Below are 20,675 nucleotides of genomic sequence, written 5' to 3'. Positions count from 1 at the left end.
ACTCCATGGCACTTGAAGTAACACTGAGGCAATTGCGCGCATTCGTGGCTGTGCTCGAAGGCGGAAGCTTTTCGGAAGCGGCGGACACTATGCATTTGTCGCAGGCAGCGCTTAGTGGCCTCGTCAAGGAACTGGAAAGCCGCTTGGGCGTACGCTTGCTGGATCGCAACACGCGCAGCGTAAATGCGTCTGTGGTCGGCGCGGCCTTCGAGCCTATGGTGCGCCGCGTGCTCGCCAATCTTGATGAAGCACTGGAAAGTGTGACCAACCTCAAGGAGTTGCGCCGTGGGCTGGTACGTGTGGCCGCGCCGGAAACACTGTCCTGCACACTACTGCCTGAACTGATCGCCGGTTACGGGGAGCGCCATCCTGGCGTCGATGTCCGGTTCGACGATGTGCCTATTGAACAAGTACTTTCGAGTCTGCACAGCGGCAGCGCGGACATCGGCTTCGGCCCGGCGGGCGTGCTGGTGGACGATGCCCTGGAGGCCCACACGTTCCGGATCGATCCGCTCTGGATTGCACTGCGCCAGGACGACCCACTCGCTGCCGGCGAATCGGTGAGCTGGAAGGCTCTGCGCGAGCGGCCTCTGATCAACTACATGCCCAACCTTGCTATCAATGTCCTGAGCCATGTGCCGTATCGTCACCATCCCAAGGAGATAGTGCCGGTGCATCGTGTCAACACAGCCCTTTCCCTGCTGCGAGTGAGGCCGGGCTGCGTGATCTGCCCCTCGATGGCACGGTCGCTCGTGGAGGGTTTCGGCCTGGCCTTCCGGCCCTTGTGCCAACCGACAGTCACCTGGCGCATTGCAATCTTCGCCCGGAGCCGATCGTCCCTCTCTCCCGCGGTGGAGAGCTTTCTGGATTTCACGCTCGAAGCCGCGACAAGCTGGGATAGCGGCTGCCTGCTCCGTTCCCGCTAGCCGGGCCGTGTGCAGTTCGAATAGGAAGCGGCATTTTCAATAAATAAGATGAGCTTATAGAATCATCGAAATTCTCGTCTTGTCTTATAAAATGCGGCCGGTTATCTTAGGCAGCCAAGCCTCGGGTGTCCGCGTGTTGCAGATGCCGGCAGCATCCCGCTGGGGCATTTCTCGAACCCTCGCCAAGCAGCTCATGACCTTGCCAGATCTCGACTCTTTTTTGTCACCCTGTTCCATCGCCGTCGTCGGCGCTTCGTCCATTGCCAGCAAGATCGGCGCCGTGCCTGTGCGATACCTGGTTGAACAGGGCTACCTCGGCGAGATATATCCGATCAATTCCCGGGCCGATGAAATCGAGGGCCGGCGCGCCTTCGCTTCGTTGCGAGCGGTGGGCCGGCCGATCGATCTGGCAATTTTCGCGATCCCTGCCTCCAGCGCCGAGGCCGCGCTGGATGATGCGATCGGGGCAGGTGTGGGGAACATTGTCATGTTCTCTGCCGGATTCGCGGAAATGGGAAAGAAGGGCGAGGCCGCGCAACGCGAGTTTGCGGACCGTGCGCGCGCAGCCGGCATCCGGGTGCTGGGGCCGAACTGCCTGGGCTTCATGAACGTCGCCCGGTCGGTTTATGCAACGTTCTCTCCAGTGGTATCGACGGGGCTGGCCAAGCCCGGCAAAGTCGGCATTGTCAGCCAGAGCGGGGCGTTCGGAGCTTATGCATACGCCATGGCACGCCAACGCGATGTCGGCCTCTCCATGTGGGTGACTACCGGCAACGAGTCGGACATTGGGGTGGCCGATTGCATCGCGTGGATGGCGCGCGATCCGGCTACGCAGGTCATCATGGCCTACCTGGAGGGATGTCGGGACGGCGATAAGCTGAGGCAGGCCCTGGACTTGGCGCGTGCCGTGGGTAAACCCGTGGTGGTTGTGAAGGTGGGCCGGACCGCGCTCGGCGCCATGACAGCCGCTTCGCATACCGCGGCATTGGCGGGCGACGACGCAGCCTACGAGGCGCTCTTTCGTCAGCATGGGGCCTGGCGGGCGCGCACGATAGAAGAGTTTTTCGATATAGCCCATTGCCTGGCCGTTTCCGGCTTACCGACCAATACGCGGGTCGGCCTGCTGACCGTCTCTGGCGGGGTCGGGGCCATGATGGCGGACGATGCGGCCGAGGCGGGGCTCGACGTCGCCACGCTGCCACCCGCCGCGCAAGATCTCATCCGAGCCCGCGTGCCGCTTGCCGCCACCAACAACCCCGTTGACGTAACAGGCCAGGTAACGGCCGAACCCGGCCTGCTCGAAGCGGCTGCCCGCGTGATGCTGGGCGATGCCGGCCATGGCAGTCTGCTCATTTTCCTTGCCGCGTTTGGCAGCACACGCGCCATGCAGCACATTCAGCAAAAGTTGGCGGAGGACTTGCGGCGCGATTTTCCGGGGCGATTGGTGATGTTCAGCACGCTGGCCGACGCCACACAGCAGCGAGCGCTCGAGGCATTGGGATGCCTGTGCTTTCCTGACCCGGCCCGGGCGATCCGTGTCCTGGCTGCCATGGGTTTCTTCCACATGCAATTTCAACGGCCAGCGTCGGTGCCGAGTCCGGCCCGAGCGGCTGTTGCCCTGCGTCCCGGCCCGTATAACGAGGCCGATGCGATGGAACTGCTGCGTGATTTTGGAATACCCACCGTACCCATCCGTCACGCACAGTCCCGGGACGATGCGATTACCCATGCGTGCGCGATCGGCTTTCCGGTAGCGATGAAGGTGCTCTCTGCCAATATCATGCACAAGAGCGATGTTGGCGGCGTTGCCCTGAATATCCGCGATGTGGGCGAGGCCGGTGCCGCCCATGATCGAATCATGGCTGCGGTAGGCGCGGCGCAGCCCGCCGCGCATGTGGAGGGTGTGCTGGTTGCGCCTATGATTCGAGGCGGCATAGAGTGCATTCTCGGCGTGCGCCGGGACCCGGTCTTGGGCCCTGTAGTGATGCTCGGCACGGGTGGCGTGAATGTCGAGTTGCTGGGCGATGTGGCTTTCCGTCTCGCGCCGGTGGACCATCGGCAGGCGCGCGAAATGATCGGGGAGCTGAAGACGGCCCCGCTATTTTCCGGCTTTCGCGGAGCACCGCCCGCGGATGTGGCAGCTCTGGCCGATGCCATCGTGCAGGTCTCACATTTTGCGCTCTCGGCCGGCAGTGCGCTGGACTCGGTGGAACTCAACCCATTTGTTGTGCTGCCCGAGGGCCAGGGTGCGCTCGCCCTGGATGCGGTTCTGCAGACTTGTGCCTTGCCGCCCGTGTCTTCAGCCACCCGGCTAACGGTGATTGCCACCTTGCCGCTTTTCGAGATGGCGCGCATGCGTGCCTCGAACACTCCCCGCAAGCATGCCATTCAGGGCTTTGCCGGCGACAGCCCCGCATCAAGAATGCGCTGGGTGAACCAGTTCACGCATACTCGGCGATTGCGAAGCCCGCACGACAGGGAAGTCGTCACGCCGAACAATGACACGCTCTTCACGAACGCCTGGCTTGATCTTTCGGCGGGTCCGCTGGTCATCGATGTGCCGGAGATGGGTCAGCGATACTGGGTGCTTGGCTTTCTTGATGCCTGGACAAATCCATGGGCCTATGCCGGACGGCGGACCACCGGGGGCGATGCGCAACGTCTGTTTGTCCATGGGCCGGGCTGGACTGGGGATGTACCGGCCGGGATGCACCGCATAAGCGCTCCGAGCGACGATGTGTGGATCATTGGCCGCATCCTGGTGGACGCAAACCCCGCGGACCTTGCCAAAGTCCATGCTCTGCAGGATCGCTTTGCAATTCGCCGGCTCGATGCCGCCTCGGCGTTGTCGCGCATCGACAGCTTGCTTGAAGACCACGGCACCGGTGTGCCGGATGCTCATGAATACCTGCGTGTGCTGGAATCGATGCTGGCCCGCAATCCGTCGCCCGTTCCGCTGCCGGAATGGCCGCCGGCATTGGAGGAACTCCAAAACGCTTTGACCAATGTTTACACAGAACTGCGTGAGGTCGCGCAGCCTTCGAAGTTGGGTGGAGGCTGGACGACCGCCGTCGCCGTGCGAACCAGTTTCGGAGACGATATCGTGACGCGGGCGCGCGTGGCGCGCAACTGGATCGGAACACTGGGCATCGACGAGGCGATGTACATCATGGCTGAGGTGGATGCGGAAGGCGATGCACTCACCGGCGCGCGGCGCTATGTGCTGCGCTTTCCGCCTGGCGCCGGGCCGCAGGTGGGGGCATTTTGGTCGATTACCCTTTATCGCCGCAGCGATTGCCTGCTCGTGGCCAATCCTATCGGCCGGCACTCTATCGGCGACAGGACGCACGGTTTGCAGCACGATGCGGATGGCAGCCTGGGCATCTCGATCCAGGCTGACGATCCGGGGCCGGGAAAAAATTGGCTTCCTTCGCCAGCCGGAGAAGGGTTCTACCTGACCTTGCGGCTTTACCAGCCACAACGCGAGCACCTTGAAGGCACTTTCAATTATCCCCCGTTGCGGCGGGTGGGATGAAGCTGGAGAACACCGTGATGGAAAAGGACGTTCACGTCGTTTCCGCTCAGCCGCCTTCGAGCGGGTCTGGTCGGTTCAGGGAACAGGAAGGGAAATTATGTCAAAGCGATTGAAGGGCAGGGTGGCTATCGTGACCGGCGCCGGCGGCGGACTCGGGCGTACTCACGCATTGGAGCTCGCACGCCATGGTGCGCGAGTGCTTGTCAATGACTTGGGCGGCTCGGCGCAGGCCGTGGCCGACGAGGTATGCGAGGCGGGCGGTGAAGCCATCGCGTATGTTGGCAACGTGACGCGGTATGACGAGATGGAGGCCATGGCCGCCCAGGCTATCTCGAAATTCGGGCGTATCGACATTCTGGTGAACAATGCGGGCATACTCCGCGACCGGACGTTCTCCAAAATGACGCTCGATGAGTTTCGCCTGGTGTTGGACGTGCATGTCATGGGATCGGTGAATGCCACCAAGGCGGTCTGGCCCCGGATGCAGTCGCAAAACTATGGGCGCATCGTGATGACAAGCTCATCATCGGGCCTGTATGGAAACTTTGGGCAGTCGAACTACGGCGCCGCCAAGATGGCCTTGGTCGGCCTGATGCAGACTTTGTCGCTGGAAGGGGCCAGGCACAATGTGCGTGTGAATTGCCTGGCGCCGAGTGCTGTGACTGCGATGACTGCAGGCTTGCTGTCGCCGGAAGCGGCGGCGGTACTGACCCCGGAACGAGTCAGCCCGGGCTTGATCGCGTTGGTGGGCGATGATGCGCCCACGCGAATGATTCTTTTGGCCGGCGGTGGAAGTTTTGAATGTGCCCACGTCACGATGACACGCGGGATTCATATTGGCGACACGGACAGTCCCGCAGAGGCGCTGTCCGACCGAATGGCTCAAGTCCAGGCGCAAGCCGATCAGTTCATTCCGGCTTCAGGATGGGACCAGTCGCAACATGAGGTGGCGAAGGCTTTGGCCAAATCCGTCTGAATATTCCTCTGCGCCATTGAGTGGTCAATTCTGCAATCGGATAAATCAGTTTATATGTGAGGATGCTGGCGATGCCAGTGAGTCCTCTGTTGAAACTGATGCCCCAGGCGCAGCAGAGATCCCTCGGCGAACGGCCTGCCCACAAGCTGAATGCCGTTCGGCAGCCCGTTCGTGGTGAAGCCGGCGGGCAATGCCAGTGCCGGCAGTCCAAGGTAGTTGATGCCGCGCGTCCAATAGGAAAAATTGCCGAAGCGCGCCTCGATGTCGCTTTCGCTGCCGGTCGTGGTTTCCTTGATAGTGGGCACAGCACAGGGCAGCGTCGGCAATAGCAGGGCGTGCCCGTCACCCAGGTAGTTGGCCAGGAAGCGTGCCTGATACTGTCTGCGCAGGCGTAAGGCATCGACATATCGTGTCGCCGGGTACAACAAGCCGCGCTGGATGCGGCGTCGCACCTGGGTGCCATAAGCGTCGGAACGACTGGCCAGCCATTCGCCGTGGATCGATGCCGCTTCGACGCCGAGCACCAGCGTTGCCAGCGCGCCGGCTTCGGAAAGATCCGGCAAGGCCACGCGCCGCAGGGTTGCCCCGGCGCTGGCAAGATCGTTTGCCGCCTGTTCCACCAAAGCCCGCATCTCATCGGTCAGCGGTGCATCGGCGGGAAACTGCGGCACCATGATTACGTCGGCCCGAGTCAGGGGCCGATCGAGTCCGGCTTCATAATCGCGCTGCCGAGTGGCCAGGCAAGCCGGGTCGTTGGCATCCGGGCCGGACACCGCACTGAGCAGGCGGGCGCAGTCTTGCGCGGTCTGTGCAAGAAAGCCAACGCAGTCCAGGCTTGGCGACAAGGGCATGACGCCGTACGTCGATACGGCGTGCTGAGTGGGCTTGATACCCGTGACGCCGCAGGCCGCCGCTGGAATTCGCACCGAACCGCCGGTATCCGAGCCCAACGCGCCAAACACAAGGCGCGCGGCCACCGCGGCACCGCTGCCGCTGGAAGAACCGCCAGTCACGTGGTCCCGGGACCACGGATTCTGCCCATGACCCAGATGCGCGTTGAACCCCGTTGGGCTCATGGCGAACTCCGCCATGTGCAAGGCGCCGAGGTCCACGGCTCCGGCGTTCGCCAGACGCTGGATCACTGTGGCGGTATGGTCGGGGCGGAATCCGCCGAGGATCCGGCTGCCGCATTCGGCCAGCTCGCCTTCATGGAAGAACATGTCCTTGTGGGCCAGCGGCACGCCATGAAGGGCGCCGCACTGGGCGCCGCCATGTTTCTTTTGATCGAGTTGGGCTGCCTGCTCCAAAGTCTGTTCGCGTCTCGTGCGAACGAAGCCGTTGAAGCCAGTCATGGACGCTTCGACGCTTGTCAAACAGGCGCTTGCAAGCGCGTGCGCCGAACCATCGCGCTGGAGTTGCTCGGTCGCCTCGCAGAGCGATACCGCACTGGGCAGCGATGTTTTGATGTCAGCACTCATCGGCTTGCTCCGCGCGACGCATCGCACAAATGAAGTCGTCCTGTGTTTGCCACGTAAGCTGATGTGCGGCTTGCGATACGGCCTTTGTGACTTTCAATGCACCTGCCACGAGGTCGGCGGCGTCCGCCGGCACCAGCGGCGCGGCGCCAAAACTGGCTACCCATTGCTGTGAGGCATCCAGCAGGTCGGCACGGCCGCTTTGTTGATTCTCGGTGTCCATCGGTTTCTCCAGTTGGAAAGTATTTGCGGATCGTCCATGCCGTATCCACGCTTGCCTGGCCGTTTACCCTGGAGATTACCCACCCAGGAAAGAACGGCGCACCTCATCATCGCCCAGAAGCGCCGGCCCAGTACCGGTATGGCTGACCAGCCCCCGCTGGATTACGTAGCCTCTGTCTGCCAGTTCCAGTGCCGAACGGGCATTCTGCTCGATCAGCAGGAAGGTGATGCCGGCTGCCGCCCTGAGCTCGCGCAACTGTTCGAACATATTCCTGGTCAGAATCGGGGACAAGCCGACGGACGGCTCGTCCATGAGAATCATGCGTGGGTTGAGCATGAGCGAGCGGCCGATTTCCAGCGCTCGCCGCTCGCCGCCGGAAAGCGTCCCTGCGTATTGAGTCCGCCGCTCCGCCAATCGAGGGAACAAGTCCAGTATTTCGTTGATCCGTTTTTTCACCAGCGCTTTATCCCGGACGAGATACATGCCGAGTTCGAGGTTCTCGTAGACGCTCATCGATGGGAAAATCGTCGAAAGCTGGGGGACCATAGCTATTCCGGCTCGCAGCAAATCCTGCGGCGCCATCGATGTGACGTTCTGGTGTTCAAACAATACTTCGCCGAGGCGTACATTGATCAGGCCGTAAATCGCCTTGAATACCGTCGACTTGCCGGAGCCGTTTGGCCCCACGATGGCGACAATTTCGCCGCGGCGGACCTCGAGGTCGACTCCATGCAGAATGTCGAAGCCTCCATAGCCGGCGACGACACCCTTGAGGGCGAGCATGACTTCGCCCGGAAGCACTGCGGAACTGTTGGAAGGGTTCGCTTCAAGCGCCGAGGTAAGCAACGATGACCTCCTGATTATGTTGAATCTCTTCCGGTGACCCGTCGGCCAGGAGTTGCCCCTCGTTGAGCACCACGATTCGATCCGCGATCGAGAAGATGAACCCGATATTGTGTTCGACCACGATGAAGGCAACGCTCTCTTCCTGGTTCAGGACCTTGACGTAATGTTTCAGGGACTCGATCAGCGTGGGATTTACCCCCGATGTGGCCTCGTCCAGCATGACCAGGCGCGGCCTGGACATCATGGCCATCACGAGTTCCAGAAGCCGCATCTGGCCCCCTGAAAGATTGCCGGCGTACTCGTGAATCAACTGGGGAAAACCCATGAGTTCGATGAGGTCGGCCGCGCGCTGGCGGGTAGCGGTATCGGCGGGGCACAGCATGCCGCGCAAACCGACCCCTTTCCATTGCCGGCCCATCAGGGCGTTTTCCCAAACGGAGAGTTCGGGAAAGATCCTGACGTTCTGAAAGGTCCGGCCTATGCCGTTTCGGGCGACTTGCATGGCTCGCAGCTTTGTGACGTCGGCGCCATTGAAGATGATCCTCCCCGCGTCCATCGGAATGTCGCGCGAAAGGCAGCCCAGAAGGGTCGACTTGCCCGAGCCATTGGGACCGACCAGGCCAACGATCTCGCCGACGGCAACGTCAAAGTCCACTCCGTGCACAGCGCGGATCCCGCCGAAACTCTTTGTGATGCCTTGTGCCGAGAGCAAGGACGCGTTGTTGTTTTTCGCTCCCGCCTCGCCGGATAAGTTTCGATTAGTCATTGGTGACGATCCTGGTCGGAGCAGGGGAGACTGTGGGATGAGATAGATCGACGTGCGAGGAACCCCTGTGGCGTAGACGCCTGATCAACCGCCCCAGTACGGTTCTCTCACCTCGCTGGATGGTGCCGACAATGCCTTCGGGCATGAACAAAACAAGGACGATCAGGAAGACGCCGAACACCACCAGAAATGAGTTGCCCTGGTTGGCCCAAAGCGTGTCTCGCACAAGGAGGAATACAACGGAACCTATGACCGGGCCCCAGACCGTGCCCAAGCCGCCAAGCGTAGCCATGATCGCCACATTGATGAGGAAGCTATCGCGAAACATGATTCCGGGATCGATGAATGTCACCTCGTAGGCCCAGCATGCGCCGACCGATCCTGTAATGGCGGCCGAGAGGCAAAAGACGGTCAGTTTGAGTACTGTGGTGTTGACACCTCTGGCTTCCGCACCGTATTCGTCATCTTTGATCGCCAATAGAGAGAGGCCGAATTGCGAGCGCCGAAGCCACCATGCCAGCGACACGACCAAGACTGCGCCGATAAAGAACAGGTAATAGAAGAACGTTCGATCTACTTCAGAGGGCAGGATAAGCCCCTGTGCTCCTGCGGTCAGGGGCTTGGCAATCAGGGTCAGTTCCCGAATGGCCAGGAACAGGCCCAGCATGGCGATTGAAAAATACACGCCGCGTAATCGCAACAAGGGGTAGCCGATGATCAAGGCCAGGACTGCGGAGAAGAGGGCCGCCAGCGGTACGGTCGGCGCAAATGGCAGCCCGGCCTTTGCCACCAGAATTCCAGTGACGTAGCCGCCGACTCCGAAGAAAACACCGTGTCCGAAGTCCACATAGCCCGTGAAACCTGAAATGAAGTTCCAGCTGGACGACAGGATGATCCACATGAAGATCGTGCTCATTGTCAGCAGCACACTGTCATTGACTCCGAAGAACGGCACCACGCTCAGGCCCACCACCCCGGCAAGCACCAGAGCCAGCAATCGATAGCGGCCGATGCCTCTGGCACTGGGTCCGGCATCGTGGAGATCAATCGATCTCGCCTTGGCGGCTGGATTGCTCATGCGTTCACCCCGCGCAACTGGAAGATTCCTTTCGGACGAGTAGCCAGGACGATGACAACAAGAATGAAGGCAGCCGCTGTCCCGAGGCCAGTCCCGACATTGGGCACATAGCCGCTCAGCGCTGACTCGATGAGACCGACAAACATGGCGGCTGCCAGGGTTCCCGAGATACGGCCGCGGCCACCGAGAATCACGATGACAAAGGCCTTCAGGGTGAACAGGGGTCCCGAGAAGGGATAAAAGCCCTGGGTAACACTGAAAAGGGCTCCGGCGGCAACGGCGGCAGCGGTACCCACACCAAACGCGGCGCAATAGATGCGTGTGACGTCGATTCCGACAATACGCGCGGCCTCGCGGTTTTCCGCAGTCGCCCGCATCGCCTTGCCCGCCTTGGTGCGATTAAGAAATAGCGACAGCAGGCCGAGCAGGACAATGGCGGCGACGAGCATGACCAGCCTGGCTACCGAGATTCGATATCCCAAAAACTCAAGTATCGAGTTCGAATAGAAGGCGGTGGTCATCCTGGGGGTAGTCGTGAACACCAGTGTCAGCACGCCCTGGATTACGGCGGCCAGTCCAAATGTGATCAGCAGGGGCATCAATTCAGGCCTTTCGAGCACAGGAATGACGAGCAAACGTGAGACAGCCCAGCCGATGACGAATCCCAGGATGATCAGGATCGGCAAAACCGCGAGCACATCAAGGCCGAGATATTCATGAGCCATCCATGCGAGATAGGCGCCGATGACCAGGAATTCACCATGCGCAAGGTTGATCACGCGCATGATGCCGAAGATCATGGACAGTCCCTGGGCCATCAAGGCGTAGAAGCCCCCGAGGATGATGCCGTCAATAACGACTTGAATGAGTGTGTGCAAAGCTTGTCTCCATTCGCACTGCGGTCTGCCGAACTATAGTTCCAGATTTCCCTCAGCGGGCATTCCACGGTTTTAGCGGCTGGATGGGGGCCTCTGCGATGTCCAAAGGAGCGACGACGATCTGGTTGCCTTTTTCATCAAGTTGAATTGTCAGCATCTTGCGGTGGATGTTTGCGCCGGTAAGGCCGCTTGGATCGCCCGGGGCCGTGTAGGAGATCGGTCCGTAGAACGTGTTCGCCTTCAAACCTATGAGTGCCTGGCGCACTTTTTCTGTATCGATGCTGCCAGCCTTTTCAATCGCCAATTGAAGCGATAGCCCCGCCGCTGAAGCGCCGGCCGGCAGGTAGGAGGGGTTTGAACCGTACTTCTTGACGTAGGCATTGAAGTAGTCTTTGGCTGTTCCAAAGTACTTGTCCTTGAGGTTCTCGGTTGGGACCCACTGAGTCGGGGCCATTATGCCCTGTGCGGTGGCCGCGCCAAGCTGCTTGACGAAGGTGGCCTCTGTGGGAGCCTGGATCATAAGAACGTACGTCGGCGCCCAGCCGATGTCGCGCATGGTCCGCGTGGCGAGCAGGCCCATCAGGGTCGTCCCCGCTTCGACGAATGCGTCTGGATGCTTCGCCTGCATCTGGCGCATGGCGCCTGTGATATCCGTTGCATCGGCAGGCACGGTCTGGACGGACACGACCTTTATTCCCATGGCCTCGGCCTGCTTGACCGTGGCATTCTTGATGTCGGTCATGGGCGCGTCATCCGAATGCATCACGGCTATGGTTTTCACACCTTTCGCCTTGAGTGCGTCGAGGCCGCTGGTGGTGTAGCTGCTCGTCAGGCTCAGGGGACTGAAGACATACTTGTTCTTGTGATCGAACACGCTGTTGGCCGCCGCCGCACCCGCGAACATGATCTTCTTGTACTTTGCCGCGATGGCCGACGTTGCGATAGTCAGGCCGGACGAGTACGGGCCAAAGAGGAAATCGACCTTGTCCTCGCTGATCAGGCGTTGAATGAGTTTGATGGCGGTCTCGGGTTCCGACTGATCGTCATAATAGATGATCTGAACCTTGCGCTTGGTGCCGGCTACGTCGATGCCGCCCCGCGCATTGACCTCGTCGGCCCACATTTCATAACCGTGTTTGGTCGAATGGCCCTCGATGGCGAACTTGCCGGTGTCCGATACCGCGGCCCCGATTTTGATGGGGCTGCTTTCGGCGGCGTTCGCGGTTTTTCCGTAGCCGGCCACGAAAAGGGAACTGGCAAGGACGGCTGTGGTAGCAATGCTTAAAAGTCGAATCATGATGTGGCCTTACTGAGGGAGGCTGGGGGAAATGCACAGAGGATAGTGCGGCCCAACAGGTTTGTCGAAGACGAGAGCGGATTGCGGGCGGTCTGTGGCAGGAGCACCTGGATCGGTGGAGATCTGGGTAAGTAATCCAGGGGATGCAAATCGCGGCGGTTTGGTGGTTTCGGTCATGCTGTTCTCTTGGAATTGATATTTATTACATCCGAATGTCCGGACATTATGGGTTTCACAAAATGTCTTGTCAATACTTATTCGCGCTTGCCTTTCGATGTGCTGGACTGATCATGTCTGAGCTTGCTTCGGAGGGTTTTCCGGAACTTGCGTTTTACCGTGATTCCCGTAGTTTTATAGTCAGTACCGTAATAGCGGATCATGGCCGAAACTGGCGTCATTGTTGGCTTTTCGATCAATCTGTCAAGTGATGGTGTGGAGCCTTTCCAGCCTGATGCGGGTGCTCGTAGTGCGTGGAATGGGCGCAGAATTTGAAACCCTAAACTCGTCGAAAAAACGATATAAGTATTGACAAGATATTTTGAGAATCACATAATGTCCGGACATTCGGATGTAATAACATTAACCCCACGAGAACGATATGGCCGAAACGACCGCTCCCACCCGCCACCGCTCCAGCCTTGGGCGCTATCTTGAAGACTTCGTCGTCGGCGATGTCTACGAACACTTTCCCGGCAGAACGATTACCGACACGGATAACATCCAGTTTTCCCTCCTCACCATGAACAACCACCCTATGCACTGCGACCACGCCTTCGCCGCCAAGAGCGAGTTCGGCAAGCCGCTGGTGAACAGCGGCCTCACGCTCGCAATCGTTCTCGGCATGACTGTTGCGGACGTAAGCGGCAAGGCCATCGCGAACCTGGGCTGGACCGACATCAAGCTCACCGCTCCCGTACATCCAGGCGACACTGTGTACGCGGAATCCGAGGTGCTCGAGAAACGCGAATCGAAGTCGCGCCCGACGCAGGGCATTGTTACCGTTCGCACCATCGGCAAGAAGGCCGATGGCGTCGTGTTCATGTCCTTCGTGCGCTCTGTCCTCATTCCCAAGCGAGGCCACGCAGTATCAGCCTGAACAATTAACCGTATATCCCGTGGCGCTCATGCTCATCACCTACATCCCCGCCATCTCACTCGTGCTTGTGTAGCAACCGGAAAGGACCCGCCATGAATGACATGTCAATCCACGCCGATACCGTATCGGAAGCCGTCGCGCAAGATGCGACCATCGCCGCCACACTGGCGGCTTTCGCTGAAAGCCTGCGCCCCGAGGCGATTCCCGCCGCCGTCATCGAACGGGCCAAATACCTTATTCTCGATGCGGTGGGCATAGCGCATGCCTCCACCCGCTACGAGTTCGCACACCGTTCGCTTTCGGCGGCCACCGAGCTATCCGCGGGAATGGGCGACACACCGGTAATTGGCCTGTCAGCGCGGCTGCAGTTGCGCGACGCGATGCTCATGAACGGTATCCTCGTGCATGGCCTCGACTTCGACGATACGCATTCGCAAGGCGTCATCCACTCGACCGCCGCCTGTTTTCCCACCGCGCTTGGCGTGGCGGCCCATGCCGGGCTGGGCGGCCTGGACCTTCTTGCCGCCTATGTGGTGGGCATGGAGGCGGGCACGCGCCTGGGCTCGGTCGCCAAGGGCGGCTTCCACCAGATAGGTTTTCATCCAACGGGGCTGGTGGGCGCGTTCTCCGCCGCGCTCGTCGCCGGCCGTCTGTTCGGTCTTAACGTCCAGCAGCTCTCCATGGCGCAAGGCATCGCACTGAGCACGGGCTCGGGCAGCCTCGAGTTCCTTAACGATGGCGCATGGACCAAGCGCATGCATCCCGGATGGGCCGCGGGCGCCGGCTTCACCGCGGCCTCACTGGCGCGCCACGGTTTTGTAGGCCCCAAGCAGGTCTATGAGGGCCGCTTCGGTCTTTTTGCGAGCCACCTCGGCCAGTACGCCAAGGACATCGACCTTTCGCTCGCCACGGCCGGGCTGGGCGAAGTCTGGGAAACCGCCAAGGTCGCGGTCAAGCCTATCCCCGCCTGCCATTTCACGCATGCCTGCGCCGACGCGGCCGCCATCCTGCGCGACAAGCATGGCCTTAAGGTCGCCGACATTCGTTCGGTGCGCGCGCTCGTGCCGGGGGAAGTCGTGAAGACAGTTTGCGAGCCGGTGGCCACCAAGAAGCGGCCGCAGAACAGCTATGACGCGCAGTTCAGCATTCCCTACATCGTCGCCACGGCGCTTGCCCGCGGCAGTTTCGGCCTGGCGCACCTGGACGGCGAGGCGCTCGCCGATCCGGAAGTGCTGGCTCTCGCGCAGCGGGTCGAGTACGAAGTCGATCCCGACTCTCCGTTTCCGAAGTACTACTCGGGCGAGGTTATCGTAATGACCCACGACGGGCGCGAGCTGCGCCATCGCGAGGAGATAAACCGCGGTGCCGTCGACCGCCCGATCTCCGGCCCCGATATCGAGAAGAAATTCATGGACAACATGGCGCTTGCCGTGTCCAGAAGCCGCGCCGAGCAGGTGCGCGATCTTGTGCTCGGCATGGACCGGGGCATGCATGCCCGCGACCTCGCCGAAGGCCTCGCTGCCCGCGGTTGAGTATCCCCTACATTATGCAAAAGAGAAAACGCCCATGACACCGGAACAGCAAGAAAACGAACAGATGATCCTCGACTCGGTCGACAGATTCCTCGAGGCTGAGGTGCGCCCGCATGCCCACCGGCTCGAGGCGGCGGACGAGTATCCTCAGGAGATCGTGGACAGGATGAAGGAGCTGGGTCTGTTCGGCTGCATCATCGACCCCGAGTACGGCGGCTTCGGTCTGTCCACTTCGACCTACGCGAAAATTATCGAGCGCATGGCAGCGGTGTGGATGAGCGTTTCCGGCATACTCAACTCGCACCTCATCATGGCAGCGGCCGTGCAGCGTAGCGGGACGGAAGAGCAAAAGCGCTACTACCTGCCCAAGTTCGCCACCGGCGAGCTGCGCGGCGGTGTGGGACTGACCGAACCCGACGCCGGGACCGACCTTCAGGCCATCCGCACCGTCGCCGTGCGCGACGGCGATCACTATGTTGTGAACGGCGCCAAGACCTGGATCACCAACAGCATGTATGGCAATACCATTGCGCTGCTGGTGAAGACCGACCCGCAGGCGCAGCCGCGCCACAAGGGCATGAGCCTGCTCATTGCCGAGAAGGGGCCGGGTTTCAAGGTTGCGAGGAAACTAGAGAAGATGGGCTACCGAGGCATAGACACCTGCGAGCTCGTGTTCGAGGACTACCGTGTCCCGGCCGACCGGCTGATCGGCGGCATCGAGGGCAAGGGCTTGCAGCAGGTGCTCAGCGGCCTGGAGCTCGGACGCATCAACGTAGCGGCTCGTGGGGTGGGCGTGGCGCGTGCGGCGCTGCAGGATGCGGTCGCTTACTCACAGACGAGAAAGACCTTCGGAAAGCCCATCTGCGAGCATCAGGCCATCCAGCTCAAGCTCGGCGAAATGGCTACCCGGGTGGAAGCCTCGCGATTGCTGGTGGAATCAGCGGCCAGCGCCTACGACCGTGGGGATCGTTGCGACATGGAGGCCGGAATGGCCAAGTATTTCGCCACCGAAGCGGCGATGGAAAACGCGCTTGAGTGCATGCGCATCCACGGCGGCTATGGCTATTCGAAAGAATACAACGTCGAGCGTTATTTCCGGGATGCGCCATTGCTGCTCATCGGCGAGGGTACCAACGAGATGCAGCGGATCATCATCGCCAAGCAACTGATAGAACGGAACCCATCATGAGCCTGCCACTTACCGGTGTTCGAATCATTGCCGTCGAGCAGTACGGCGCGGGCCCCTTCGGCACGCAGCACCTGGCCGACATGGGCGCGGAAATCATCAAGATCGAGAATCCGGCCGAGGGTGGAGACGTAGGCCGGCTGGTCGGTCCGCACTATTTCGGGCCGGGCGACAGTCACTTCTTCGAGGCCTTCAATCGCAACAAGAAGAGCCTGACGCTCAATCTCAAGCACCCCGAAAGCCGTGCCGTGTTCATCGATCTGGTGAAAAGCGCCGACGCCACCTTCGACAACCTGCGCGGCGACCTCGCGGGCAAACTGGGCCTTACCTACGCAGATCTTGGCGTGCACAATCCAGGCATCGTCTGCGGGCACCTGTCGGCCTATGGGCGAACCGGCCCGCGCGCCGCATGGCCGGGATACGACTACCTCATGCAGGCCGAGGCCGGCTACCTTTCCGTCACAGGCGAGCCCGAAGGCCCGCCCGCACGTTTCGGCCTGTCCATCGTCGACTTGATGACCGGCGTCACTGCGGTGATGGGGCTGCTGGCGGGCATCATCGACGCGCGCGCCAATGGCAAAGGGCGCGACATCGACGTGAGCCTGTTCGACGTTGCGCTCACCAACCTGAACTATGTGGCCGCCTGGTATCTCAACGACGGTGTGCGGGTCAAGCGCGAACCGCGCTCGGCGCACCCTTCGCTCACTCCCAGCCAGCTTTACCGCACGCAGGACGGCTGGCTTTTTGTGATGTGCAACAAAGAGAAGTTCTGGCCCCTGCTCGCGCAGGCGATCGGCAAACCAGAGTGGGCGACACATCCCGACTATGCGAACTACAAGGCTCGCCTGGCCAATCGCGAACAACTCACGCACGACCTCGACGCGGTTCTGGGCACGGCAAGCACTGCCCAATGGCTGGAACGGCTGTCCGGCATCGTGCCGGTGGCCCCTGTGTACGATGTGGCCGAGGCTCTGGACAACCCGTTCGTGCACGAGCAGGGTTGCATCATGGAAGCCCCCCATCCCGCACGCGGGACCATCCGCACGCTCGCCTCGCCGGTCCGTTGTTCCGGTGGCGCGGAGAAGATCGGCATCGCGCCGACGCTCGGAGAGCACACAAGGGAGCTTCTGCGCGGGATCGGTTACGATGAAGATCGTATCGACCACCTGTCCCGATCCGGAGCCCTCTGAACGTGCAACCTTCCTCCCCCCCGCTCGCGCATCAACCCCAGTATGCACTGGTCGCGCAACGCCTCATTGAGGACATCACCAGCGGCCGCTACCCTGTGGGGAGCCTCCTGCCCCCCGAACTCGAGCTGTGCACGCAGTTCGGGGTGAGCCGTCATACGGCGCGTGAGGCTATCCGGCGATTGCAGGAACGCGGGTTGGTCACTCGCCAGCGGGGGATAGGCACTACAGTGAAAGCAAGCCGGGTAGAGGGCCGCTATGTCCAGACCACCGCAACGATCGCGGACCTGCCGCGTTACGTCGAAGACACGCTGCTCGTCACCACGCAGGCCGAGGAGATGATCGCGGATGAGGCTCTTGCCGAGCTCCTGAAGTGCCCGCCCGGGCAGCGCTGGGTGAAGGTGACAGGCTTTCGCCATGTCAACAAGGGGAAACTCCCGATGGCGCTCACCGATATCTACATCAACGCGGCCTACGGGGGCATTCGTAAACTCATCGGCACGATGAAAGTGCCTGTCTACACTATGATCGAGAGGCAGTACAGTCTGACCATCGTTGAGGTGCAGCAGGAGATCAGCGCCACTATCATCAACTCGGTCGACGCCAAGCGCCTGAGCGTTAAGCCGGGCTCGGCGGGCCTTGTCGTAACGCGCCGCTATTTGAATGACAATGACCGCATTATCGAGGTGGCCGTGAACCTGCATCCGGCCGACCGTTTCTCCTATTCGATGTCGATGCGCCTCCATATGCCGGCCGATGCGGATGCGTAGCTCCTGGTTTCCGCTGGCCGTGACGCTCGCGGTGCAGGTCCTCGTGGCGATGTCGGTGGTGACGGTGCCTGTGCTGGCACCGGCCGTGGCGGCCGAGACCGGTGTTTCGGCCAGCCATGTGGGCCTCTTCATTGCCATGGTGTATGGCGCCAGCATGGCTGCAAGCCTCGCGTCAGGCCCGCTGGTACAGCGTTTTGGAGCCATACGCCTGAGCCAGGCCTGCCTGGTGGCCTGCATGGTCGGGCTGGCCTGCGTGGCTACGGGGGTGCCCATCCTGTTCGTCGTGGGCGCCATGTTCCTGGGCATGGGTTATGGCCCGGTTACGCCGGCCAGCTCGCATATTCTCGCCAAGAGTACGCCTCCGGAGAGGATGTCGTTTATTTTTTCGCTGAAACAGACCGGTGTGCCGATCGGTGGCGCGCTGGCCGGCGCGCTGGTGCCGGCGCTGGTGCTGTGGGGCGGCTGGCGCGTGGCCGCGCTGGCGGTGGCCGGGGCTTGCCTGGCCACCCTCATCTCCGCCCAGCCCATGCGCGAGGTGCTCGACGCCGACCGCGACCCGGCTCGGCCGCTGGCGATCTCCAGCCTCGCGGGGCCCCTGCGCTTCACTCTGGGTGACCCGATGCTGCGTTGCCTGGCCATCTGCTCGTTTTTCTTCGCGGCGCTGCAGCTGTGCCTCATCACCTTCCTCGTTACGCACCTCACGCTGAACGTCGGTATTTCATTGGTTGCGGCGGGGCTCATGCTCGCTGCCGCGCAAGCCGGCGGCGTGGTCGGGCGCATTGCGTGGGGTGTGTTTGCCGACCGCTGGGGCCGGCCCATGTGTCTGCTTGGCCTGATGGCCGTGGGCATGGGGGCGGCTGCGGTTGCGACGGGGCGTTTCACGCCGCAGTGGCCGGCCGTGTCGGTTGCCCTGGTGTGCGTGGCCTTCGGTGCTACTGCGATCGGCTGGAACGGCGTCTACCTTGCGGAGGTGGCACGCTTCGCTCCCCCCGGCAAGGCCGGCGACGCTACGGGCGGAGCCCTGGTATTCACCTACGCCGGCGTTCTCTTTGGTCCGCCGGCGTTCACGTTTCTCATTGAAGGAGGCGTGAGCTATGCGTCGGCGTTCGTGGTGCTCGCCATGCCGGCGGTTGCCTGCGGGTTATGGCTGTTTTGGCGGGATGGGCATCGAAAGGAGTCCGGGCGCGGCGCGCCCGGCAAACCGGAGAACGGATGATGGATCGGTCTTACTTGTTTGTGCCGGGCAATCGGCCGGAGCGATTCGACAAGGCATATGGCGCGGGAGCGCACGCGGTGGTCGTGGACCTGGAAGACGCGGTGGGTCCGGCCGACAAGGCGGCCGCAAGAGCGGCGGCGCGTGCCTGGCTCACAGCAGAGAAACCCGTATGGCTGCGCATCAACGGCCCTGAAAGCGAGTGGTTTGCCAGCGATCTCGACATGGTGGCGCTTGTCGGAGTGAAGGGCGTGATGCTTCCAAAGGCCGAGGACGCCGCAGCCATCGCCGAAATCCGTGGCCGGATGCGTGCGGGCGCGCGCATCATCCCGCTCATCGAGTCGGCTTTGGGCCTGTGGCGAGCCGAGGCTATCGCTTGCGCGGAAGGCGTCGAGCGCCTCGCTTTCGGGTCCGTCGATTTCCAGCTGGACACCGGAATTACCGGCGAGGGCGAGGAGCTTCTCTTCGCGCGTTCGCAACTCGTGCTTGTCTCGCGGGTGGCGGGCCGCCTTGCGCCGGTGGATGGCGTGACGGTCGCCCTGGACGACGATGCCGTGCTGCGCGAAGACGTGAAGCGCGCGCGGTCCCTCGGTTTTGGGGGCAAGCTCTGCATTCACCCGAAGCAGGTGGCAGGCGTGAACGAGGGCTTTCGGGCCTCCGATGCGGACCTTGCATGGGCCCGTCGCGTTCTCGAAGTGGCAGACGCCGCTGCCAATAGCGCGGTTCGTCTCGATGGCAAGCTTATCGATCGGCCGATCATAGATCGGGCGCGCGCAATCCTCGCCACTGTGGAAGAGCCGTGATATCAAGCTGAGCCAGCCTCGTTTCCGAGCGCCTGGGAAGGTTCATGCCACTGGGAATATGTGCCATGTTTTACGCCCTGAATGCTCAGATACGACATGGGTTCTTCGTCCGTCGCGCCATGGCGATGCGCCTCGTCCGGCGCCAGCCATACCACGTCGCCGGCATTGGCGCGGAAGATGCCTCCGCCTTCGCGCTGAACCAGGCAAACCCCCGAAAGAATATACAAGGTCTGCCCCAGGGGATGGCTATGCCAGTGGGTCCACGTCCCGGCTGCGTAATGGGCTTTCATCACGGTATTTTCGTGATCGGCCTGCGATGACAAAAACATTTGCGTAGCAAGCTTACCGGTGGCGATACCCGCGTCGGCCGGTATGGCGCGTACGTCCCAATCGTATACGACTGTCAGCAATGCAGGCAATTTCAGGCCAGTCATGATATGTCCTCCTCTGTCGCACCTTCGAGCATTTGCGCCAGGCCTTTTCCAAATGACCACTCATCGCGCCGCGAGGTCGAAATAATGACCATGATGTCGTCGGGACGAATGCCAGGATTTGCCTCCAGGCGGCGGGCCAGCGTTTGGAAAAAGCGTTTTTTCGTTTCCGTGGAACGCGGCTTGCCGGTTGTCAGGGCGATATAGACAAGATCCGCACTCCGATCCATATCCATATAGTGCGGGTCGAAAATAATGTCGTCCCGGTCGTGCTGGTGGATCACCTGGAATCTGTCGTTGGGCGGCACGTCGAACGACTCGACCAGCGCGGCATGCAACTGATCGCTTAGGGCCCGCAGGTAATCGCGCGATTTGCCCCGCGCCAGTGAAATTCGTGCAAAAGGCATGATAATTTCTCCGTGAAAAGTGTTGATGCAGGAATCTTATAGCGCTATAT

General features: G+C 61.4%; 19 protein-coding genes. 10 read left to right on the top strand and 9 right to left on the bottom strand.

Features of this window, described 5'->3' with window-relative positions; translation table 11 throughout:
• Window positions 1-5 precede the first annotated feature (5 nt).
• From ACYVIS_RS09975 to ACYVIS_RS09965, 3 genes are all read left to right on the top strand, one after another.
• Window positions 6-926, top strand: coding sequence for a LysR family transcriptional regulator (locus tag ACYVIS_RS09975; protein ID WP_232742610.1), 921 nt, complete (start codon window positions 6-8; stop codon window positions 924-926).
• A gap of 193 nt (window positions 927-1,119) precedes the next feature.
• The gene (locus ACYVIS_RS09970; protein ID WP_232742611.1) at window positions 1,120-4,461 is read left to right on the top strand and encodes an acetate--CoA ligase family protein; all 3,342 of its coding nucleotides are present in this window, start codon (window positions 1,120-1,122) and stop codon (window positions 4,459-4,461) included.
• Between the two features lie 97 nt (window positions 4,462-4,558).
• Window positions 4,559-5,437 carry an SDR family NAD(P)-dependent oxidoreductase gene (locus ACYVIS_RS09965; RefSeq protein ID WP_232742612.1) on the top strand — a complete coding sequence of 293 codons (879 nt, stop codon included), beginning with the start codon at window positions 4,559-4,561 and terminating at the stop codon, window positions 5,435-5,437.
• A gap of 50 nt (window positions 5,438-5,487) precedes the next feature.
• Here ACYVIS_RS09965 and ACYVIS_RS09960 read toward each other — a convergent pair whose 3' ends face one another.
• The 7 genes from ACYVIS_RS09960 to ACYVIS_RS09930 form a co-directional block, all read right to left on the bottom strand.
• Entirely contained in the window at window positions 5,488-6,915 is a 1,428-nt protein-coding gene (locus ACYVIS_RS09960; protein WP_232742613.1) for an amidase, read from the bottom strand.
• Complete coding sequence (locus tag ACYVIS_RS09955; protein WP_232742614.1) at window positions 6,905-7,135, bottom strand: hypothetical protein; 231 nt, start codon at window positions 7,133-7,135, stop codon at window positions 6,905-6,907. The genes ACYVIS_RS09960 and ACYVIS_RS09955 overlap by 11 nt, the downstream gene beginning before the upstream one ends.
• Before the next feature lie 75 nt (window positions 7,136-7,210).
• Window positions 7,211-7,981: an ABC transporter ATP-binding protein gene (locus tag ACYVIS_RS09950; RefSeq protein ID WP_232742615.1), complete on the bottom strand. Its 771-nt coding sequence runs from the start codon at window positions 7,979-7,981 to the stop codon at window positions 7,211-7,213.
• Window positions 7,962-8,747: an ABC transporter ATP-binding protein gene (locus tag ACYVIS_RS09945; protein WP_232742616.1), complete on the bottom strand. Its 786-nt coding sequence runs from the start codon at window positions 8,745-8,747 to the stop codon at window positions 7,962-7,964. The genes ACYVIS_RS09950 and ACYVIS_RS09945 overlap by 20 nt, the downstream gene beginning before the upstream one ends.
• The gene (locus ACYVIS_RS09940; RefSeq protein ID WP_232742617.1) at window positions 8,740-9,825 is read right to left on the bottom strand and encodes a branched-chain amino acid ABC transporter permease; all 1,086 of its coding nucleotides are present in this window, start codon (window positions 9,823-9,825) and stop codon (window positions 8,740-8,742) included. The genes ACYVIS_RS09945 and ACYVIS_RS09940 overlap by 8 nt, the downstream gene beginning before the upstream one ends.
• On the bottom strand, window positions 9,822-10,703 hold the full coding sequence (locus ACYVIS_RS09935) for a branched-chain amino acid ABC transporter permease (RefSeq protein ID WP_232742618.1): 882 nt from the start codon (window positions 10,701-10,703) through the stop codon (window positions 9,822-9,824). Before ACYVIS_RS09935 ends, ACYVIS_RS09940 begins: the two co-directional genes overlap by 4 nt.
• A 52-nt stretch (window positions 10,704-10,755) precedes the next feature.
• The gene (locus tag ACYVIS_RS09930) at window positions 10,756-11,946 is read right to left on the bottom strand and encodes an amino acid ABC transporter substrate-binding protein (protein WP_232742619.1); all 1,191 of its coding nucleotides are present in this window, start codon (window positions 11,944-11,946) and stop codon (window positions 10,756-10,758) included.
• A gap of 652 nt (window positions 11,947-12,598) precedes the next feature.
• Here ACYVIS_RS09930 and ACYVIS_RS09925 point away from each other — a divergent pair.
• The 7 genes from ACYVIS_RS09925 to ACYVIS_RS09895 all read left to right on the top strand — a co-directional run bounded on the left by ACYVIS_RS09925 (window position 12,599) and on the right by ACYVIS_RS09895 (window position 19,787).
• Window positions 12,599-13,096: a MaoC family dehydratase gene (locus ACYVIS_RS09925; RefSeq protein WP_232742620.1), complete on the top strand. Its 498-nt coding sequence runs from the start codon at window positions 12,599-12,601 to the stop codon at window positions 13,094-13,096.
• A gap of 92 nt (window positions 13,097-13,188) precedes the next feature.
• Window positions 13,189-14,628, top strand: a complete 1,440-nt coding sequence (locus ACYVIS_RS09920) for an MmgE/PrpD family protein (protein WP_232742621.1) — start codon at window positions 13,189-13,191, stop codon at window positions 14,626-14,628.
• Between the two features lie 34 nt (window positions 14,629-14,662).
• Window positions 14,663-15,817, top strand: a complete 1,155-nt coding sequence (locus ACYVIS_RS09915; RefSeq protein WP_232742622.1) for an acyl-CoA dehydrogenase family protein — start codon at window positions 14,663-14,665, stop codon at window positions 15,815-15,817.
• Window positions 15,814-17,004, top strand: coding sequence for a CaiB/BaiF CoA transferase family protein (locus ACYVIS_RS09910; RefSeq protein WP_232742623.1), 1,191 nt, complete (start codon window positions 15,814-15,816; stop codon window positions 17,002-17,004). The genes ACYVIS_RS09915 and ACYVIS_RS09910 overlap by 4 nt, the downstream gene beginning before the upstream one ends.
• Window positions 17,005-17,006: 2 nt before the next feature.
• Window positions 17,007-17,771 (top strand): GntR family transcriptional regulator, encoded by a 765-nt coding sequence (locus tag ACYVIS_RS09905; protein ID WP_232742624.1) that lies wholly within the window; start codon window positions 17,007-17,009, stop codon window positions 17,769-17,771.
• Window positions 17,758-18,987, top strand: a complete 1,230-nt coding sequence (locus ACYVIS_RS09900; protein ID WP_460873890.1) for an MFS transporter — start codon at window positions 17,758-17,760, stop codon at window positions 18,985-18,987. The genes ACYVIS_RS09905 and ACYVIS_RS09900 overlap by 14 nt, the downstream gene beginning before the upstream one ends.
• Window positions 18,984-19,787, top strand: coding sequence for an HpcH/HpaI aldolase/citrate lyase family protein (locus tag ACYVIS_RS09895; RefSeq protein ID WP_232742625.1), 804 nt, complete (start codon window positions 18,984-18,986; stop codon window positions 19,785-19,787). Before ACYVIS_RS09900 ends, ACYVIS_RS09895 begins: the two co-directional genes overlap by 4 nt.
• Before the next feature lie 2 nt (window positions 19,788-19,789).
• On the opposite strand, the gene ACYVIS_RS09890 is transcribed toward ACYVIS_RS09895, so the two are convergent.
• A complete protein-coding gene (locus ACYVIS_RS09890; protein WP_232742626.1) occupies window positions 19,790-20,221 on the bottom strand; it encodes a cupin domain-containing protein in 432 nt (143 codons plus the stop codon).
• The gene (locus tag ACYVIS_RS09885; RefSeq protein ID WP_460873889.1) at window positions 20,218-20,625 is read right to left on the bottom strand and encodes a tautomerase family protein; all 408 of its coding nucleotides are present in this window, start codon (window positions 20,623-20,625) and stop codon (window positions 20,218-20,220) included. The genes ACYVIS_RS09890 and ACYVIS_RS09885 overlap by 4 nt, the downstream gene beginning before the upstream one ends.
• Window positions 20,626-20,675: the final 50 nt, after the last annotated feature.

This window comes from Paralcaligenes ginsengisoli (assembly GCF_054781135.1).
The sequence above is the reverse complement of the archived record's forward strand: the minus strand, read 5'-3'. Positions and strand labels throughout refer to the sequence as shown.

What these genes read in the sequence shown, in the direction of transcription:
- ACYVIS_RS09945 (WP_232742616.1), bottom strand. Translation starts at nt 8,747, where the DNA reads ATGACTAATCGAAACTTATCCGGCGAGGCGGGAGCGAAAAACAACAAC.
- ACYVIS_RS09955 (WP_232742614.1), bottom strand. Translation starts at nt 7,135, where the DNA reads ATGGACACCGAGAATCAACAAAGCGGCCGTGCCGACCTGCTGGATGCC.
- ACYVIS_RS09895 (WP_232742625.1), top strand. Translation starts at nt 18,984, where the DNA reads ATGATGGATCGGTCTTACTTGTTTGTGCCGGGCAATCGGCCGGAGCGA.
- ACYVIS_RS09975 (WP_232742610.1), top strand. Translation starts at nt 6, where the DNA reads ATGGCACTTGAAGTAACACTGAGGCAATTGCGCGCATTCGTGGCTGTG.
- ACYVIS_RS09970 (WP_232742611.1), top strand. Translation starts at nt 1,120, where the DNA reads ATGACCTTGCCAGATCTCGACTCTTTTTTGTCACCCTGTTCCATCGCC.
- ACYVIS_RS09965 (WP_232742612.1), top strand. Translation starts at nt 4,559, where the DNA reads ATGTCAAAGCGATTGAAGGGCAGGGTGGCTATCGTGACCGGCGCCGGC.
- ACYVIS_RS09915 (WP_232742622.1), top strand. Translation starts at nt 14,663, where the DNA reads ATGACACCGGAACAGCAAGAAAACGAACAGATGATCCTCGACTCGGTC.
- ACYVIS_RS09960 (WP_232742613.1), bottom strand. Translation starts at nt 6,915, where the DNA reads ATGAGTGCTGACATCAAAACATCGCTGCCCAGTGCGGTATCGCTCTGC.
- ACYVIS_RS09940 (WP_232742617.1), bottom strand. Translation starts at nt 9,825, where the DNA reads ATGAGCAATCCAGCCGCCAAGGCGAGATCGATTGATCTCCACGATGCC.
- ACYVIS_RS09885 (WP_460873889.1), bottom strand. Translation starts at nt 20,625, where the DNA reads ATGCCTTTTGCACGAATTTCACTGGCGCGGGGCAAATCGCGCGATTAC.
- ACYVIS_RS09925 (WP_232742620.1), top strand. Translation starts at nt 12,599, where the DNA reads ATGGCCGAAACGACCGCTCCCACCCGCCACCGCTCCAGCCTTGGGCGC.
- ACYVIS_RS09900 (WP_460873890.1), top strand. Translation starts at nt 17,758, where the DNA reads ATGCGGATGCGTAGCTCCTGGTTTCCGCTGGCCGTGACGCTCGCGGTG.
- ACYVIS_RS09890 (WP_232742626.1), bottom strand. Translation starts at nt 20,221, where the DNA reads ATGACTGGCCTGAAATTGCCTGCATTGCTGACAGTCGTATACGATTGG.
- ACYVIS_RS09920 (WP_232742621.1), top strand. Translation starts at nt 13,189, where the DNA reads ATGAATGACATGTCAATCCACGCCGATACCGTATCGGAAGCCGTCGCG.
- ACYVIS_RS09910 (WP_232742623.1), top strand. Translation starts at nt 15,814, where the DNA reads ATGAGCCTGCCACTTACCGGTGTTCGAATCATTGCCGTCGAGCAGTAC.